This is a genomic window from Variovorax sp. P1_G12 (assembly GCF_056405555.1).
This window is the reverse complement of the sequence record NZ_JBFUBW010000005.1, coordinates 236,547-254,131: the sequence shown is the minus strand read 5'-3', so window position 1 is coordinate 254,131 and position 17,585 is coordinate 236,547. Positions and strand designations below refer to the sequence as shown.

The 17,585-nt window shown below is 67.9% G+C and carries 18 protein-coding genes; 6 read left to right on the top strand and 12 right to left on the bottom strand.

Annotated elements, in window-relative coordinates; all coding sequences use genetic code 11:
* Positions 1-38: 38 nt before the first annotated feature.
* Positions 39-1,319: a hydroxysqualene dehydroxylase HpnE gene (gene hpnE / locus AC1D2O_RS08225; RefSeq protein WP_478090930.1), complete on the top strand. Its 1,281-nt coding sequence runs from the start codon at positions 39-41 to the stop codon at positions 1,317-1,319.
* Between the two features lie 18 nt (positions 1,320-1,337).
* Here hpnE and AC1D2O_RS08220 read toward each other — a convergent pair whose 3' ends face one another.
* Together AC1D2O_RS08220 and AC1D2O_RS08215 are read right to left on the bottom strand one after the other, a co-directional pair.
* Positions 1,338-2,846: a sigma-54 interaction domain-containing protein gene (locus AC1D2O_RS08220; protein ID WP_478090929.1), complete on the bottom strand. Its 1,509-nt coding sequence runs from the start codon at positions 2,844-2,846 to the stop codon at positions 1,338-1,340.
* Positions 2,847-2,868: 22 nt separating this feature from the next.
* Positions 2,869-4,071: an acetate kinase gene (locus AC1D2O_RS08215; protein WP_478090928.1), complete on the bottom strand. Its 1,203-nt coding sequence runs from the start codon at positions 4,069-4,071 to the stop codon at positions 2,869-2,871.
* A gap of 687 nt (positions 4,072-4,758) precedes the next feature.
* Here AC1D2O_RS08215 and AC1D2O_RS08210 point away from each other — a divergent pair.
* From AC1D2O_RS08210 to AC1D2O_RS08195, 4 genes are all read left to right on the top strand, one after another.
* Positions 4,759-6,117, top strand: coding sequence for a hypothetical protein (locus AC1D2O_RS08210; protein ID WP_478156706.1), 1,359 nt, complete (start codon positions 4,759-4,761; stop codon positions 6,115-6,117).
* 94 nt (positions 6,118-6,211) lie between these two features.
* Positions 6,212-6,583 carry a hypothetical protein gene (locus AC1D2O_RS08205; protein WP_478093389.1) on the top strand — a complete coding sequence of 124 codons (372 nt, stop codon included), beginning with the start codon at positions 6,212-6,214 and terminating at the stop codon, positions 6,581-6,583.
* A 12-nt stretch (positions 6,584-6,595) separates the two neighbouring features.
* Positions 6,596-7,276, top strand: coding sequence for a C39 family peptidase (locus AC1D2O_RS08200; protein WP_478093390.1), 681 nt, complete (start codon positions 6,596-6,598; stop codon positions 7,274-7,276).
* Positions 7,276-7,806 (top strand): hypothetical protein, encoded by a 531-nt coding sequence (locus tag AC1D2O_RS08195; protein WP_478093392.1) that lies wholly within the window; start codon positions 7,276-7,278, stop codon positions 7,804-7,806. Before AC1D2O_RS08200 ends, AC1D2O_RS08195 begins: the two co-directional genes overlap by 1 nt.
* Positions 7,807-7,818: 12 nt before the next feature.
* Here the strand turns inward: AC1D2O_RS08195 and AC1D2O_RS08190 are convergent, their stop codons facing one another.
* Positions 7,819-8,550, bottom strand: coding sequence for an HAD family hydrolase (locus AC1D2O_RS08190; protein ID WP_478093394.1), 732 nt, complete (start codon positions 8,548-8,550; stop codon positions 7,819-7,821).
* A gap of 15 nt (positions 8,551-8,565) precedes the next feature.
* On the opposite strand from AC1D2O_RS08190, the gene hemH reads away from it, so the two are divergent.
* Positions 8,566-9,603 (top strand): ferrochelatase, encoded by a 1,038-nt coding sequence (gene hemH, locus AC1D2O_RS08185; protein ID WP_478093395.1) that lies wholly within the window; start codon positions 8,566-8,568, stop codon positions 9,601-9,603.
* 79 nt (positions 9,604-9,682) lie between these two features.
* Here hemH and AC1D2O_RS08180 read toward each other — a convergent pair whose 3' ends face one another.
* From AC1D2O_RS08180 to AC1D2O_RS08140, 9 genes are all read right to left on the bottom strand, one after another.
* Positions 9,683-10,240, bottom strand: coding sequence for a thioredoxin family protein (locus tag AC1D2O_RS08180; RefSeq protein WP_478093396.1), 558 nt, complete (start codon positions 10,238-10,240; stop codon positions 9,683-9,685).
* 2 nt (positions 10,241-10,242) lie between these two features.
* Positions 10,243-10,947: a cytochrome c biogenesis CcdA family protein gene (locus AC1D2O_RS08175; protein WP_478156689.1), complete on the bottom strand. Its 705-nt coding sequence runs from the start codon at positions 10,945-10,947 to the stop codon at positions 10,243-10,245.
* Positions 10,948-11,067: 120 nt separating this feature from the next.
* Positions 11,068-11,574 (bottom strand): DUF1993 domain-containing protein, encoded by a 507-nt coding sequence (locus tag AC1D2O_RS08170; protein WP_478094834.1) that lies wholly within the window; start codon positions 11,572-11,574, stop codon positions 11,068-11,070.
* Between the two features lie 51 nt (positions 11,575-11,625).
* Positions 11,626-12,501, bottom strand: coding sequence for an alpha/beta fold hydrolase (locus AC1D2O_RS08165; protein WP_478156687.1), 876 nt, complete (start codon positions 12,499-12,501; stop codon positions 11,626-11,628).
* 144 nt (positions 12,502-12,645) lie between these two features.
* Positions 12,646-13,710 carry a branched-chain amino acid ABC transporter permease gene (locus AC1D2O_RS08160; protein WP_478094864.1) on the bottom strand — a complete coding sequence of 355 codons (1,065 nt, stop codon included), beginning with the start codon at positions 13,708-13,710 and terminating at the stop codon, positions 12,646-12,648.
* Positions 13,711-13,720: 10 nt separating this feature from the next.
* On the bottom strand, positions 13,721-14,704 hold the full coding sequence (locus AC1D2O_RS08155) for a branched-chain amino acid ABC transporter permease (RefSeq protein ID WP_478156685.1): 984 nt from the start codon (positions 14,702-14,704) through the stop codon (positions 13,721-13,723).
* The gene (locus AC1D2O_RS08150; RefSeq protein ID WP_478094087.1) at positions 14,701-15,426 is read right to left on the bottom strand and encodes an ABC transporter ATP-binding protein; all 726 of its coding nucleotides are present in this window, start codon (positions 15,424-15,426) and stop codon (positions 14,701-14,703) included. Before AC1D2O_RS08150 ends, AC1D2O_RS08155 begins: the two co-directional genes overlap by 4 nt.
* Positions 15,423-16,187: an ABC transporter ATP-binding protein gene (locus tag AC1D2O_RS08145; protein ID WP_478094085.1), complete on the bottom strand. Its 765-nt coding sequence runs from the start codon at positions 16,185-16,187 to the stop codon at positions 15,423-15,425. Before AC1D2O_RS08145 ends, AC1D2O_RS08150 begins: the two co-directional genes overlap by 4 nt.
* A 137-nt stretch (positions 16,188-16,324) precedes the next feature.
* Positions 16,325-17,515: a substrate-binding domain-containing protein gene (locus AC1D2O_RS08140; protein WP_478094083.1), complete on the bottom strand. Its 1,191-nt coding sequence runs from the start codon at positions 17,513-17,515 to the stop codon at positions 16,325-16,327.
* Positions 17,516-17,585 lie beyond the last annotated feature (70 nt).

The window sequence follows — 17,585 nt, the reverse complement described above, 5'->3', positions numbered from 1 at the left end:
GCGCCCGACACGAAGTGCGGGCAACCTGGGGGCGAGCCATGACCCTTGCCGTGGTCGGCGGTGGGTGGGCCGGCATGGCCTGCGCGGTCGAGGCGACGCTGGCCGGGCATCAGGTCAGTGTCTTCGAGGCTGCCCGCCAATGGGGTGGGCGCGCGCGCGCCGTGCCCGCCACGCTGCCCGATGGAGAGCAGGTGATGCTCGACAACGGCCAGCACATCCTGATCGGCGCCTACACCGAGACGCTGGCGATGATGGCGCGGGTCGGCATCGAGGAAGGCCCGGCGCTGCAGCGCATCCCGCTGGCGCTGCGTTTTCCCGATGGCGGCGGCCTGTCGCTGCCGCAGTTGCCGCGCTGGCTCGACCAGGCGACGCGGCGCCTGGCGCCGCTCGACGTGCTGGCCGGCGTGCTGGGCGCGCGTGGCTGGTCGTGGCGGGACAAGCTGTCGCTGCTGCGGACAGCGATGTGCTGGCAGCGGCAGGGCTTCGCCTGCGCCGAGGCCGAGACGGTCGCCGGCCTGTGCGCCACCCTGACGCCGCGCGTGCAGGCCGAACTCACCGAGCCGCTGTGCCTGTCGGCCCTCAACACGCCGCCGGCCGAAGCCAGTGGCCAGGTGTTCCTGCGGGTGCTCGACGACGCACTGTTCAAGGCGCCGGGCGGGTCGGCGCTGTTGCTGCCGCGGCTCGACCTCGGCGCGCTGTTCCCGGATGCCGCCGATCGATGGCTCAGGCAGCGCGGGGCCCGGACCGAAGCGGGCTGGCGGGTGCGCACCCTGGCGCGCGAAGGCGCCGGCTGGCGGGTCGACGGCCAGCCGTTCGATGGCGTGGTGCTGGCCTGCGCGCCATGGGAGGCCGCTCGGCTGGTCGCCGATGAGGCTCCGCGCTGGGCCGACTCGGCCAATGCCCTGCAGCATGAAGCCATCGCCACGATCTACCTGCACGGCGATGCAGCGCTGCCGGCGCCGGTGCTGGCGCTGCGCAGCCGGCCGGAAGCGCCGGCGCAGTTCGTCTTCGACCGCGGCCAGCTCGGCGGCCCGCATGGCCTGCTGGCCTTCGTGGTCAGCGCCAGCATCGCCGATCGCGAGACGCTGCAGCGGCAGGTGTTGGCACAGGCCCACGCGCAGCTCGGCCTGGCCGCACTGCAACCTGTGCTGACGGTGGTCGAGCGGCGCGCCACCTTCGCCTGCACGCCGGGGCTGAGTCGACCGCCGCAGCAGGTCGCACAGGGCCTGATCGCCTGCGGCGACTATGTCGAGGGCGCCTATCCGGCCACGCTCGAAGGCGCCGTGCGCAGCGCGATCGCCGCCGCGCGGGCGATTTAGGGCCGGCCGAGGGCCGGCCTAGGCCCGGCTCGCCGGCTTGCCGGCGCCGGTCCAGTCGGATCGGTAGCCGGCAGCCGCGGTCTTCTTGAGCATTTCGTCGACCGGGTCGGCGTCCCGGATCGCTGGCGCCATGCGGATCGGCGGCGTCGCGGCCGGCCACGAAGGCGCCGCCTGAGGACGCGACTCCGACTCCAGCGCGATGCCATGCTTGTCCATCAACCGGTACAAGGTCATGCGCGACACGCCGAGTTCGCGCGCGGCATGCGTGACGTTACGGCCGACCCGGGTCAGCGTGAGGCAGATGACGTCGCGCTCGGCCGTCGTGCGCGCGGCATCCAGCCCCGTGCCGACGGCGTTCTCGATCGCTTCGAGGCCCAGGTCCGTCGGCCCGATCAGGCGACGGTCGGTCATGACGACCGCGCGCTGCACCCGGTTGAACAACTCGCGGACGTTGCCGGGCCAGCCGTGCGCGAGCATCGCGGCCAGCGCCTGTCGGCTGAATCCGCGCACGCGGGTGTGGCTCTTGGCGACGCAGAGCTGGAAGAAGTATTCGGCCAGGATCGGCACGTCCTCCATCCGCCTGCGCAGCGGCTCGACGTCGATCGACAGCACGTTGAGCCGGTAGAACAGGTCTTCCCGGAACTGCCCCACCGCCACGGCTTCGGCCAGGTCCACGTGGGATGCGGCCACCACCCGCACGTCGACATGCAGGTTGCGCACGCCGCCCACGCGGCTGATCGTCTTCTCCTGCAGGAAACGCAGCAGATTGGTCTGCAGTTCAAGCGGCAGGTCACCGATCTCGTCGAGGAAGATGGTGCCGCCGTTGGCCGCCTCGATCAGCCCGCGTCGTTCCGACGAGGCGCCGGTGAAGGCACCCCGCTCGTGGCCGAACAGTTCGGACTGGATCAAGGTCGGCGATATGGCGCCGCAATTGACGGCGACGAACGGCCCGCCCGAACGCTGCGAGCACTGGTGGATGGCGCGCGCGGCCAGCTCCTTGCCGCTGCCGCTTTCGCCGCCGATCAGAACCGGCGCCTCGGTCGCCGCGACCTTGCGGATCTGCTCGCGCAGCCGCGTGATCGCGGGCCCCTGCCCGACCATGCCGAGTGCGTCCACCGCGGACCGGCGCTCGGCCTCGTTGCGATGCCGCAGGATGGCCCGCTGCGACGCGTGGCCGAGGATCATCTCCAGTTCGCGGAGGTCGAGCGGCAGCAGCATGTGATCGAAGAAGTGCCCCAGGACGAGCTCGCGAAAGGCCGGCGATTCGAGCGCCTGGGCCTCGCAGACAGCCACCCATTCAGCCCCTGGGGAGGCCGCGACGCAAGCCTCCATCGCAGCCTCGGTCACGCTCGCTTCCGCGCCGACCACCAGCAGCCCGAGCGTGAAATGACGATGCGCCTGCAGCCGCCCCGCGGCCACCAGGTCCATAACGGGACTGAGGTTCCAGCCCCTCGCGAGCAATTGCTCCGCCACCCGGCTGGATTGGCCGCCGAGCGTCACGCAAAGAATGCTCCCTGGCTGCTGCATGGCGAGATCACCTGTGCTGTGGCTAGAACGACATGGGCACCCGGACCGTCAGCTGCAGGTCGGGCGTGTCGCGCGTCAATCCCGCGCCCACGGTCACGTTGAGGGTGGTCTTCGGGCTGTAGCGGTACGAGTAGCCGAGCAGCAACGAGCCGAGCTGGGTGCGCACCGAGCCCAGCACGCGCTGGCCGTTCTGCTCGGTCGGACCGATCGAGTACATCTCCATGCCAAGGCTGAACGACGAACGGTCGTTGATCGACAGGCCCATGCCGAAATTCAGGCCCCACACATTGCCGGGCTTCACGTCGCCGATGAACTCTCTTTCGCCGTTCAGCACCAAGCGGCTGACTCCGCTGCGGGAGAAGTTGTAGGTGAAGTTGAAGCCGCCGAAGAACACCGCGGGGTCGGAAGGCAGCAACCAGGTGATGCCCGGCTGCAGCGAATAGAAGCCCGAGCCGGTCGCCAGGTCCAGCGGCAGACCGGTGCCCGTGGCGTTGCCGATGCAGCGCGTCACGCAATCGGTGGCGACCTCGAACGGATCCGTGCCGGTCTTGGACTTGAAGCGCAGGCCACCGATCACATAGGGGTTGCCGTCCTTGCCATCGGTGATCTGGTAGCGGGCCGCGAACTCGGCATCGCCGACGCCGTTGCCCTTGGTGTTGAAGACGTTGTCGAAGGCCGAACCGGTGAATATCTCGCGGCTGATAGTGGAGTCCGAGCGCGCGACATAGGGCAGCTTGGCTTCGAACTCGAGCCGGTTGGTGGCGCCCCAGCGTCCGGTCAGCGTGCCGATGAAGGTGTTGCGCTTGAACTCCCGCACATCGACCAGGCCGATCAGCAGCGCCGGGATCACCGTGTAGCCCACCAATGCGACGCGGTTGCTCGACGAATAGCCGTAGAACATCGAAGGCTCGAAGACAAACTTGCCCTTGGGCGTGAGGACGCCGGGCTCGTCGAACAGCTGTGCGTATTGCGGCGGCTGCGGACTCTCGTCGCCTGGCGCGACACCCACCTGCACCGGCCTCGAGCCGGAGTCGGGGCCTTCGCCTTCCGCCGCCGCCTTCTTGTTTGCAGTCTGCGTGCCTGCCGGGCTTGGTGCGCCGCGTGCCTCCTGGGTCGCGAGCCGTTCCTGCAGTTCGCGGTAGCGGGCTTCTTGTTGGTCGGACTGTTGCTTCAGCGCGTCGATCTGTCGGCCCTGCTCCTGGACCTGCTGCTGGAGTGCCTCCATGCGCTTGTTGGCATTTCGACTCGAAGAAGCACTCTGCGCCTGAGCCGTCGCACCCGACCACGCCAGTGTCGAACAGGCCAGCAATGCCAGCGCCCTGTGCGGACCGAAGGTCTCCATAGGTGTTCCCTCTCTCTTTGGCTTCTTCGTGGGAGCGTTTCACGCAGCAGCCTAAGCGTAAAGAACAAGCACACCAAGCTACAAGTTGCAATCAAAGGTAAGCATCTTGTAGCAATTTTCGGGGGTGTCTCAGAACTGTTGCGCTTCTGTCCCGCGGCTCCGCGCTGTGCGCGCGGCGCGTTCCGTCAAGCCTGGCCTCACGGCGTCGGGAGCAGGCCCTGAGCGAGGCCTTGCTTCCACGACTTCGACTGTCACGTGCGTGAGACGGAATGGGCGACTTGCGGGAGGCCGGAGTCGATGCAAGGGGTGTCGGCCCCTCGACGCGCAGCCGCGGCGCTACATCGAACGGCCGTCAAGCGAGTGTGACAAAGCAGGTGCTGGTTCGCCTGCGCAGACCTGCTCTCAGCGACCTGCGTTCATCGTGCGGAACGCCTGCAAATCGGGCCTTCGCCTCTGAGCGCAAGGCTTCGCGAAACAAGCCGTAATTTGCTGGCATTGAAGTTGCACATGGCCCATCGATTTGCGGCAACGCACGTCATTACCAAGCTTGTTCAACTTTCTGGAGGGTTCATGAAAAAGACACTTCTGGCTTCGGCCATTGCACTAGCCTTCGGCTTCAGTGGTTCGGTGTTCGCCAATGACACGGATCAGGACACCCATCAACGGACCGTGGCGGGCAACAACACCAGCACGAGTACCAGCACAAGCACGAGTACCAGCTCGCGCACGAGTTCACGTACCAGCGACAGCACCAACAAGAACTCGGGTGCTGCCGAGGCCAGTGCCGAGCGTTCTGCGGCCGTCAACAATGGATCCACCGCGAACTTCACCAACGCCTTCAACACAGCGAAGGCGACAGCGGTGAGCAAGCTGGAGGGCTATGTGTCCGGCAACAGCGTGTCCAACATCGGCAACTACGCCACCAACAATGGCTCTGTCGCGGGCGGCAACGGCTATGGCGGACGTGGCGGCACGGGCAAGGGCGGCGCAGCCTATGGCTCGGGCACGGGCGGCAACGGCGCCACGGGCACCGGTGCGGTCGGCGCGGTGGGTGGCAGCGCATCCAACGGCGCCATCACGCATGGCAGCGCCACGATCGGCGATTCCACGGCAGGTGAAGGCGGCAACGGCCTCGGCGGCATCGCCGCAGGCCTGACCGGCAGCGGACGCGCCTCGTCCAGTGGCGGCGACGGTGGACGCGGCGGTTCGAGCGGTGACAGCGGACGCGGCGGAAGCAGCGGAAGTCTGTCCGCGGCTCTGGGCGGCCGGACCGGCGGCGGCGGCGGCGGCGGCAGTTCCGGTGGAACGTCGGCAGGCTCAGGCGGTTCAGGTGGCGACGGCGGCCTGGCCGGTTCCCCGGGCGGCGCAGGCGGCAACGGCGGCACAGCCGGTTCGAGCGGCACGGCAGGCGCGGGTGGCGCGAGCGGCGCGGGCGGCACAGCCAGTTCGAGCAGCACGGCAGGCGCAGGCGGCGCGACCGGCGCCACCGGTGCCGGTGGAGCGGGCGGTGCGGGCGGCGGCGGTGGTGCGGCCACCAGCACCGCGACCGGCACCCAGACCGGCGGCGCGGGCACGGGCGGTGCCGGTGGCTCGAGCACTGTCGGCAGCGCCACCAACGGCAGCGCCAGCAACGGCAGCAACTCCGCAGGCGCCGGCGGCGCGGGCGGTAGCGGCACGGGCGGCTCAGGCGGTGCGGGCAACGGCGGAACCAATACCGGCAACGGCGGAACCGGCGGCACCGGCAACGGTGGCACGGGCGGCGCAGGCGGCACGGCAACGGTCAACGCCGGCACGTTCAACATGTCCAACACCATGACCAGCGTCGGCCAGACGGCGGCGGGGATCATGGTCGCGAACCAGAACAGCGGCATCGCCTCGATGGTTCAGCAAAGCGTGAACGTGCAGGCCAACCTGTCCGTGGGACGCTGATCGAAGCATGAGACCGATCGTCACCGTGCGGCCCGGGTCACCGGGCGTATGGCGGCGATCGGCTCGCTATCACCGCTGGCCAAAGGGAGACGCCATGACATTCATCACCCGCTTCGGGCCCATTTGCATGGCCCTCGGGATCCTGCTGCCGGCGACGGGGGCGGCGCAGACTTCGCAGTCGACGCGCGACGCACCCGGCACCGTCGCCCGAGGCGTGGCCTTCGTCGCCCAGCCGGCCGACGCGGACACGCTGGCCAACACCCGCGGCGGCGCCGAAGTCGTGAACAACGACATGACCCTGCACGGCGTCACCGCTGGCAACTCGGCGCGCAACGTCACGACGGGCGACAACACCATCAGTGCCGGTTCGTTCTCCAACATGAGCGGGCTGCCGACCGTGATCCAGAACTCCGGCGCGAATGTGCTGATACAGAACGCGACAATCCTCAATCTGCAGATGAACTGAGGGGCAGCCACCATGCGCCGCCTGTTGCTCTGCATCGCGTTGTTGGCGACGGCCGACCTGGCCGCCGCCGACGGCGCCTACATGCCGTCGATCGCCATGGGCGACGTCGTGCTTCCATTGACCAGCCTGAAGCAGGCGCGCACGGGACGCACGCTGATTCAGAAGTACGACTTCAGCTGCGGTTCGGCGGCCCTGGCCACGCTGCTCACCCACCACTACGGTTTTCCGGTGACCGAGGAGACGGTGTTCCAGCAGATGTACGAGCATGGCGACCAGAAGAAGATCCACACCGAAGGCTTCTCGCTGCTCGACATGAAACGCTTCCTGGCGGCGCAGGGCTTCGAGGCCGATGGCTTCGAGCAGCCGCTGGACAAGCTCAACGAGGCCCGCATTCCGGCCATCGTGCTGATCAACACCGACGGCTATCACCACTTCGTCGTCATCAAGGGCGTGCAGCAGGACCGGGTGCTGTTGGGCGACCCCGCCCTGGGGACGCGCGCGATGCCGCGCAAGACCTTCGAGCAGATGTGGCAGAACGGCCTGCTGTTCGTGATCCACAACCGCATGGAATCGGCCCGCTTCAACCTCGCGGCGGACTGGCGCGCGGCGCCGAGGGCACCGGTGAGCACCGGCATTGCACGCGACGGCATGACCGACATCACGATGCCCAAGTTCGGCCCGGGAGACTTCTGATGCGCCCCCGCCGCGCCCCGGTGCTTCGATCGGCCCTGATCCTGTCGGTGCTCGCGGGCGCCTTGAGCGCATCCGCCTGGGCCGGACCGCTCGATCCCATCGAGCGGCACGCCGAGACCTGGATGGCGGTCGGCGACAGCAGGCTGGACAATCTGCGCGGCGGCTTCGATCCCGGCAACGGCCTGCTGGTGACCTTCGGCATTTCGCGCGCGGTCTACATCAATGGCAGCCTGGTGACGCAGACGACGTTGAACTTCGGGCAGCTGAACACGCTGAACGCCGCGCAGGCCGCACAGCTCGGCAAGCAGATGGCCGCCCTGAACCTGGTCCAGAACGGCCCGGGCAACCTCTTCGAGCCGCAGCAGGCCGGCACCTCGGGCACCGTGATCCAGAACACCCTGAACAACCAGCACATCGTGAACCAGACCGTGATCGACGCCAGCAGCAATGGGCTCGGGATGGTCAAGAACTTCAACCTCCAGTCCACGGTGAACGAAGGCGTGGCACGCGCGATCGGCGGGCCCCGGTAGAGAACGCCCGGATCAGTTTCGCGTGGTGTTCAGCGCCACGCACAGGGCGTGCAGGTTCGGCACGATCAGCTGCGGCCGGGCACCGTGCTCCCAGGGCCGCTCCTCGCGTACCAGCCAGGCCGCCTGCATGCCCGCATCGAGCGCGCCCACCACATCGAGCGCGGCATCGTCGCCGACATGCAGCATGTCCCTGGGCAGCAGCCCGACCGACGCCGCGGCGGCGTGGAAGATCGGCGCATGCGGTTTGCCGCTGCCGAAGGCCTGCGCATTGAAGGCGGTACGAAACCAGCGTCCGACGCCGGTGCGATGGATGTCGGCATTGCCGTTGGAGACCGCCACCAGCGGATAGCGTTCGCTGAGCCACTTGAGCGCCGGCAGCGCGTCGTCATAGAGCGTCACGCGCTGTCGCTCGGCAAAGAAGACGTCGAAGGCCGGCTCGGCCAGCGCCGGGTCCTCGCCGGCGCGCCGCAGCGCCCCGCGGATCGACTCGCGGCGCAGCGCGCTCAGGTCGTGCGCGAGATCCGAACGCTCCTTGGCCGTGGCCTCCCGCAGCTCGCGCAGCATGCCGGGGGTCAGCAGCAGGTCGGCCGTCTTCGGCGCTTCGCGCAGCAGCCATTCGTGCAGCACGCGTTCGGCGCGTTCGATGGTCGGCCAGATCGGCCACAGGGTGTCGTCCAGATCGAGCGAAATCGCGGCGACGCGCTTGACGTCGAGGGTCAGGGAATCGGGGGTCGCGTGGGCCATGACAGAGAATATCGCATGCCCTTCAGAGACGAACCGCCCGCCCCAGACATCGCCGAGGAACGCACCGCGGTGCTCTGGTGCAACCTCGGCTCGCCCGACGAACCGACGGCGAAGGCGGTACGCCCCTATCTCGCCGACTTCCTCGGCGATCCGCGCGTGGTCGAGATTCCGCGCCTGCTGTGGGCGCTGATCCTGCACGGCATCATCCTGCGCACGCGTCCGGCCAAGTCAGCCGCCAAGTACGCCAGCATCTGGACGCCCGAAGGCTCCCCGCTCAAAGTCTGGACCCGCAAGCAGGCCCTGCTGCTGGCCGGCTGGCTCGGCGAGCGCGGCCATCGGTTGCAGACGCGCGATGCCATGCGCTACGGCAAGCCCTCGATCGCCGCCCGGCTCGATGAATTCAAGGCCGAGGGCGTGACGCGCGTGCTGCTGCTGCAGGCCTACCCCCAGTACTCGGCCACCACCACCGCGAGCGTGATCGACGCGGTCAATGCCTGGAGCGCGCGCGTGCGCCGGCTGCCGGAGTTCCGCTTCGTCAACGACTACCACGACGACCCGCTCTACATCGACGCACTGGCGCAGAGCGTGCAGCGCCACTGGCAGCAGAACGGCCGCGGCGACCAGCTGGTGATGAGCTTCCACGGCATCCCGGAGCGCAACATCCGGCTCGGCGACCCCTACCAGGCGCAGTGCCTGGCCACCGCGCGCCTGCTGGCCGAGCGGCTCGCGCTCGCGCCGTCGCACTACCGCGTGACCTTCCAGTCGCGCTTCGGCCGCGCCAAATGGCTCGATCCCTATACCGAGCCGACGCTGCGCGAACTCGGCGCGGCGGGCGTCGCGCGCGTCGACGTGATGTGCCCGGGCTTTCCGGCCGACTGCCTGGAGACGCTCGAGGAAATCGCGATGGAGGGCCGCGACGCCTTCCTGCATGCGGGCGGCAAGGAATTCCGCTACATCGCCTGCCTCAACGACAGCCCGGCGTGGATCACGGCGCTGGCCGACATCGCCGAACGCCATCTGGCGGGGTGGCCGACCCGAGCGCCGACGGCATGAAGACAGCGCGGCACGCAGCCACGCGAACGGTTGGAAGCCTGACGAACGCATGCGCCGCATCGGCGGCCGGCCCGCAAGCTCAAGCTTGCGGCTTCTGCGCCAGCACGGCCTGGATCGCGGCCTCCATCTCGGCGTATTCGCCCTCGCCGAAGTGTTTCCGCATCACGCGGCCCGACCTGCCGACCAGGTAGAACGCGGGCCAGTACTGGTTGCCGTAGGCCTTCCAGGTCAGATAGCGGTTGTCCTGGGCCACCGGATAGCGGATGTTGAAGCGCTGCAACGCGGCTTCCACGTTCGAGGCCGATTTCTCGAACGCGAACTCGGGCGTGTGCACGCCCACCACGACCAGCCCCTGGTCCCTGTACATCTCGTGCCAGCGCACCACGTGCGGCAAGGTGTTGATGCAGTTGATGCACGAGTAGGTCCAGAAGTCGACCAGCACCGCCTTGCCGGCCAGTCCCTGGATGCTCAGGGGTGCCGAGTTGAGCCACTTCTCGATGCCGGCGAACTCGGGCGCGGCGCCCTCGTCGCGCAGCAGTTGCGAAGGCGCGGCCCGTACCGGCCAGGGCGCGGTGGCGATGCCGATCGCAGCGCCCAGCGCGGTCGTGGAGAACTGTCGCCTGGAGATCGTGGTCATGGTCAGAGTCCTTGCGAGAGTGAAGGCAGAAAGCCCGACAGCCGCGCCGTGAGCAGCACGTCGACCTGGAAGAACATCGCGACGGCAACCCCCACGACGAGCGCGCCGAACACCCGCTGCACTGGCGCGAGATGCGAGGCGACCCAGCGGATTCGCCTGCCGGCCCACTGGCCGCCGTAGGCGATGCCGACCATCGGCAGGCCCGCGCCCAGCGCATAGCAGCACAGCAGCAACATCGCGCGTCGCGGGTCGGGCGCCGTGGCCAGCAGGGTCAGCGCCGCGCCGAGCACGGGGCCGGCGCAGGGCGTCCACACCGCACCCAGACTGAGGCCGAGCACCAAGCCGCCGAGGCGGCCGCCCAGAGGCCGCCCGCTGCGCACCGCGCCGAGACGCTGCAAGGACCCGCCGGTGCGCTGCCACAGCGCATCAAAGGGCCTGCGCCACAGCATGGCCAGGCCGAACAGCAGCAGCCCTGCGATGGCCGCATGGCGCAAGGCCTCGGCCGAGAGCCCTGCCACCTGCGAGAAGAGGCTGAACGCCACCGTCACGCCAGCGAACGCCGCGACGAATCCGGCCGTGATGAAGAGCGGCCGCACGCGATCCGGCGCATCGATCGATGCGCCCAGCACGATCGGCAGCATGGGCAGCACGCAAGGCGCCGCCACCGTCAGCACGCCGGCCGAGAACGCCAGGGCGAGATCGATCACAGGCACCGCCCGCGCAACGAGCCATACATTCGCAATCCTCGGAGGAAGTCCGGACTGGAATTCGTTGGCGCGGTGCGGCTCAGACCTGGTGTTTACCCTTAGTTCTGCGGCGCAGCGCGCTCAAAAGCGCCCGAGGTAGTCGAGCTTGCTGAGCGCCACGCCCCTGTGCCGCAGCACGTCGTAGGCCGTGGTGACGTGGAAGAAGAAGTTCGGCAGCGCAAACTGCAGCAGGTAGCGCTCGGCCGTGAACTTCAATTCATTGCCGCGCACCTTCATCGTGATCTCGCGCGCCTCGGCGCCGTCGATCAGCGTGCGGTCCACGCCCTGGAGAAATTCGATGGTCTTCGCGACCCGCGCCTGCAGCTCGGCATAGGTGGTCTCGGTATCGGGAAAGCTCGGCGCCGTGATGCCGGCCAGCCGCGCCGTACCGAGCTTGGAGGCGTCGCTCGCGCTCTGCACCTGCCCCGCCAGCGTGAACATGTCCGGCGCCAGCCGCGCATTGACGAGTTCGACCGGATCGATGCCCGAGGCCTGCGCATGCGCGAGGCCCTTGTCCAGCACATGCGAGAGCTGGCCGAGTCCGCGGCTGAACACCGGGACGGAAATGTCGTAGAGAGATAGCGCCATGAAGGAGGACTCCGTGTTGAGTGGGCGGCCCGATTGTCGGACCACCTTCGATCACGTGCCGGCAGCTCGGACAAAGGCCTCGATCGGGTCCAGATGGGCAGGCACGTTGAGCGCAGGCGCATGGCCGCAGCCCGGAACCTCGATCACCTGCAGGCGGCCCGCCGCACCGGGGCCGCGCCGGCGCATCTCGTCCAGCGTGTCCGGCAGCACCAGGTCGGATTCGGCGCCGCGCAGGCACAGCATCGGCGCCTCGATGGCGTCGTAGTGCGCCCACAGCAGGTAGTCGTCGGGATGGGCTTCGAACTGCCGCACCATCGCCGGGTCGTAGTGCGGCGTCACGCGGCCGTCGGGCAGCCGGCAGGTCGAGGTCTCGGTGAGCCGCCGCCATTGGGCATCGCTGAGCCAGCCATAGGGCTTGTAGACCGTGCGGAAGAACTGCTCGAGTTCGACCACGGTGTCGAAGGCCGGCGGCTGGCCCGCATACGAGCGAATGCGCGCGATCGCGGCCGCCGCGATCTGCGGCGCGTTGTCGTTGAGCACCAGGCTCGCGATGCGCGGCTTCATCGTCGGCTCGAGCAGGCCCGAGGCCGACACCATGCCGATGGCACCCCCCATCGAGGTCCCGACCCAGTGCACGCGCGTGAGCTTCAGTTCATCGAACAGCCCGAGCGCGAGCCGGCCGTAGAAGGACAGCTGGTACTCGTCGTCCGGCACCGGGCTCCACTGGCTCAGCCCGCGGCCGATGGTGTCGGGGCAGATCACGCGAAAGCCACGCTCGGCGAAATGCGAAGCGAGTTCATCCATGTCGCGGCAGGTGCGCGCGAGGCCGTGCCAGGCCACCACCACCGGGCCGTCGCGCGGGCCCCAGTCGAGCCAATGGACCTCGCGGCCGGCGAGTTTCAGGTAGTTCGAGCTCGGAAGATTCATCTCAGTGCTCCACGACGCGATCGCGTAACCCGCGACACATGAAACCGGCGCAGCCAAATGCCAGGGATACCGCGGAACCGGCTTCGCCGGGCCGCTGGTATCGCCCCCTTGAGGGGGAGGCGCCGAAGGCGCTTCGGGGGTGTTTCACTTCAATGCCCTCGCGCGCAAACGGCCGACGATGCCGGTCGGGAAGTAATAGACGGAGAGCACGAACAGCACCCCCAGCCACAGCAGCCAGCGGTCGGGCGACAGCAGTGCCGACAGCCAGCCGAGGCCGCTGGCCGCTTCGCTGGCAATGCGCAGCAGGTCCTGCAGGTAGCTCTGTGCAATGACGAACAGCACCGCCCCGACCACCGCGCCGTAGATGGTGCCCATGCCGCCGATCACCACGATCAGGAGCACGTCGACCATGATCTCGAAGCTCAGCGAGGTGTCGGGCCCGTTGTAGCGCAGCCAGATCGCGAGCATCGCGCCGGCCAGCGTCGCGAACAGCGCCGACAGCACCGAGGCCGTGGTCCGATAGACCACCACGCGGTAGCCGATCGCCTCGGCGCGGAACTCGTTCTCGCGGATCGCCTGCAGCACACGGCCGAAGGGCGAGTTCACGATCCGCAGCAGCGCAAGAACCAGCAGCACCGTGGCGACGAAGAGCAGGTAGTAGCACAGCAGCCGGCCGTCGAGCGAGACGCCGAGGAAGGGCTCCTCGGCGAACTCGAAGCTCGACGAGATCAGCTCCGGCAGCTTGAAGGTCAGGCCGTCCTCGCCTCCCGTGAAGTCCGACAACTGCGAAGCCAGCGTCTGGAAGGCGGAGGCGACCGCCAGCGTGATCATCGCGAAGAAGATCGCCCTCACGCGCAGCGAGAACAGTCCGATCGCGAGCGACAGCACCAGCGAGACCGCGAGCGCGGCGCCGAGGCCGACCGCTACCGCGCCCCAGCTGGCGCCCAGGCGGCTGGCCGAGATCGCGATGCCGTAGGCGCCGATGCCGAAGAACATCGTGTGCGCGAAGCTCACGATCCCGGTATAGCCCAGCAGCAGGTCGAAGCTCGCCACCAGCACGATGAAGACCAGGATCTTGGCCGCGACGCTGAGCGCCTTGACGCCCGGGAACAGGAAGGGTGCGAAGGCCAGCGCCAGCACCAGGGCCGCGAGCAGCAGCGCCAGCAGGCGGCTGCGCGGCAGGTCGTTGGAAAGAAGACGGGACAGCATGGGTTTCTCTTCAACGATTGGCCACGGGGTACACGCCCTGCGGACGCCACAGCAGCACCGCCACCATCAGGAAGATGCTCGCGAACTGGGTCAGCGTCGGGACGATGAAGCCGATGTAGTTGGTCATCAGGCCGACCAGCAAGGCGCCGATCAGTGCGCCGGCGGTCGAGCCCAGGCCGCCGATGATGATCACGATGAAGATCAGCACATTGACCTGCGCGCCCATCTGCGGAATCAGGTTCTGCTGGAACAGGCCCCACATCACGCCGCCCAGGCCCGCGAGCGCACTGCCGACCACGAAGACGCCGACAAAGAGGCGGCCGATGCGGTAGCCGAGCGACTCGACCATCTCGCGGTCCTGCACGCCGGCGCGGATCAGGAGGCCGATCTTGGTGCGGCCCAGCGTCCAGGCCAGCAGGCCGAAGACGAAGACGCCGATCACCACCGCGAGGATGCGGTACTTGCTGATCGCGGCATCGCCGATGAGCAGCGAACCGCGCAAGGCTTCGGGCAGCGGCAGCGGGATCTGCGCCGGGCCCCAGATGACCTTGATCAGCTCCTCGCCGATGATCATGCCGCCCATCGTGATGAGGATCTGCTTCAGGTGCTGGCCGTACACGGGCCGCACGATGAAGCGCTCGAAGGCCAGGCCGACCGCCCCGGCGACCGCCATCGCGACCAGCATCGCGGGGAACACGGCCACGAGATTGCGCCACAGCGCGCCCGAGCCGGTCCAGTCGCCCATCAGGCCGAGCACGCTGCTGGCCACGAAGGCGCCGAGCGCGATGAACACGCCGTGGCCGAAGTTGAGCACGTCCATCAGGCCGAAGATCAGCGTCAGGCCCGAGGCGATGATGAAGATGATCATGCCCATTGCAAGGCCGGCGACCGTGAGCGTGAGCCAGGTCGAGGCCGAGCCCGTGAGCGGCAACGCGATCAATGCAAGCACCGGCACCAGCAGCAACGGCTTCCAGTCAAAGTCCAGGTTTTTCATAGCGCCAGTCCCAGCAGGGATTGCTGCAATTGTTCGTCGGCCGAGAAGGCGGCCATGGGGCCGCTATGGACCACGCGGCCGTTGTCCATCACGGCCACCGTGTCGCCCAGCCGCTGCGCGAAGCTGATGTTCTGCTCGACCAGCAGGATCGTCACGCCGCTGCGCTTGAGTTCGCCGAAGGCGTCGATCATGTTGTTGATGATGGCCGGCGCCAGACCCTTGCTGGGCTCGTCGATGACCAGCAGCTCGCGCGGCTCGACGATCGCGCGCGACACCGCGAGCATCTGCTTCTGTCCGCCCGACAGCTTGCCCGCCGGGTGGTTCCAGAACTTCTCGACCGCGGGGAAGAGCTTGAAGATCCACTTGAGCCGCGCATCGTCCATCTGCTCGGCGTTCTTGGCGCGGCGCGCGGCCAGCAGCATGTTCTCCTTGACCGTGAGGTCCGAGAAGATGCCCATGTTCTCGGGCACGTAGGCGATGCCGAGCTCGGCGATCTGCGGCGTGTGCAGCGCGGTGATGTCCTTGTCGCCGAAGCGCACGCTGCCTTGCGAGGCATGCCACAGGCCCATCAGCGTGCGCAGCGTGGTGGTCTTGCCGGCCCCGTTGCGGCCGAGCAGCATCGTGAGCTGGCCGCGCGGCACGGCCAGGTCGACGCCGTGCAGGATGTGGTACGCGCCGATGTGCGTGTGCACGCCCTTCATCTCGAGCAGATTCGTGCTCATGCCGCCTCCTTCGCGACGCCCAGGTAGGCCTCTTGAACGATGGGCGAGGCGATGACCTCCGCCGGCTCGCCGTCGGCCACCAGTTGCCCGTTGTGCAGCACGATGATGCGGTCGGCGAGTTCGCGCACCACGTCCATCTTGTGCTCGACCAGCAGGATGGTCTTGCTCTTGTCCTGCTTCAACTTGCGGATCAGGTCGAGGATCACGGGGGCCTCGGCCGCGTTCATGCCCGCCGTGGGTTCGTCGAACATGAAGACCTTGGGCTCGAGCGCCATCAGCAGCGCCACTTCGAGCTTGCGCTGGTCGCCGTGCGGCAGGCTGGCGACGGTCGCGTGTTCCTTGGTCTTGAGCGCCACGTCGGCCAGGATCCGGTCGGCGCGCTCGGTCAGCGCGCGATGGTCGCTCCAGATGCTCCAGAGGTTGAGGCCGCGCCGGTGCGCGCCCTCGCGCGTCGCCTGCACCGCGAGCCGCACGTTCTCGAGCACCGTGAGGTTCGGGAACAGGTTCGTCAACTGGAAGGCGCGCCCGAGCCCCGCATGCGTGCGCGCCGAGGCCGGCAGCCCCGACAGCAATTGCCCGTCGAGCGACACCGTCCCCGCGGACGCCTTGAGCTGCCCCGAGATCAGGTTGAAGTACGTGGTCTTGCCGGCCCCATTGGGACCGACGATCGCAGTGAGCGTGCCCGGCGCGAACGCGCACGAGACAGCATTCACCGCCACGTGTCCGCCGAAGCGAATGGTGAGATCTTTGGTTTCGAGCATGAATTGAACCCGGCCGGCGCAGCCAGGCCCGTTGGTGAAACACCGAGGAACCGGCTCTGCCGGGCCTCTGGTGTTGCCCCCGGTAGGGGGTGGGCGCCCCGACACGAAGTGCGGGGCAACCTGGGGGCGAGCTTTTTTTAGCGCTTGTTTTTTATGGGGATGTCCATCTCTTCCGGCTTGATCTCATGCACCAGCTCCGGCACGCCCCAGGCGAACGCCGGATCGACCTTGATCTTGAAGTGGTACATGCTCTGCATCGCCTGGTGGTCTTCCTTGCGGAAGGTCATCTTGCCCTTGGGCGTGTCGAAGCTCATGCCTTCCATGGCGGTGATCAGCTTGTTGGTGCTGGTGTCGCCGCCGGTCTTCTTGAGCGCCGTCACCACCGCCATCGCGGCCGAGAAGCCGCCGGCCGTGAAGAAGTCCGGCGGGGTCTTGAATTCCTTGTAGTGCATCGCGACCATGGCCTCGTTGACCGGGTTCTTCGGAATTCCGAAGTAGTAGTAGGCCGCGCCTTCCATGCCCGGCAGCGCCTTGTAGGCCGCCATCGCCGGCAGGATGTTGCCGCCGGTCGCGATCTCGATGCCATAGCGCTTCAAGTCGAGGTCGACGATCTTGAACGGGTTGCCGGCACCGGCCCAGACGATCCAGATGATCTTGCGGCCCGGCTGGTCCTTGAGCTTGTCGATCAACCGCTGCGCGCCGGCCGTGAAGTCGGTGGTCGCCGGCGGCAGGTATTCCTCATGGACCAGCTTGGCCTTCTTCAGCGCGGTGCCGAAAGCCTTCACGCCGTCGCGGCCGAAGGCGTTGTCCTGGGCCAGCGTGGCGACCGTGACGCCGGGCTTGTCGATCGCCACCGCGTTGCTGATCGCGTCCTGCGAGCTGTTGCGGCCGGTGCGGAAGATGTACTTGTTCCACTTGTCGCCGGTGATCGAATCGGCCACGGCGGGCTCGACCAGCAGGATCTTCTTGTATTCCTCGGCCACCGGCAGCATCGCCAGCGCCACGCCCGAGGAGGTCGGGCCGACCGCGAGCGCGGCCTTGTCGTCGGCGTAGGCCGCGGCCAGCAGCGACTTGCCAAGGTCGGGCTTGCCCTGGTCGTCCTTCTCGATCACGACGATCTTCTTGCCGTTGACGGTCATGGTGCCGCCGGTCGCGTAGTCCAGGCCCATCATGAAGCCGGTCTGGGTCTGCTTGCCGTAGGCCTCGAGCGGGCCGGTCTTGCTGTAGACGTGAGCGATCTTGATCTCGTTGGACTGGGCCCAGGCCGGGACGGTCAAGGCGCCAGCGGCAGCCAGGGTGGCCAGCGCGACGAGGTAGCGACGTTGCATTCTTTGTCTCCTGAAGGTGATGGCTGAATATTGCACAGTTCATGCCAGCTTCCATCACATTGAAAACAAA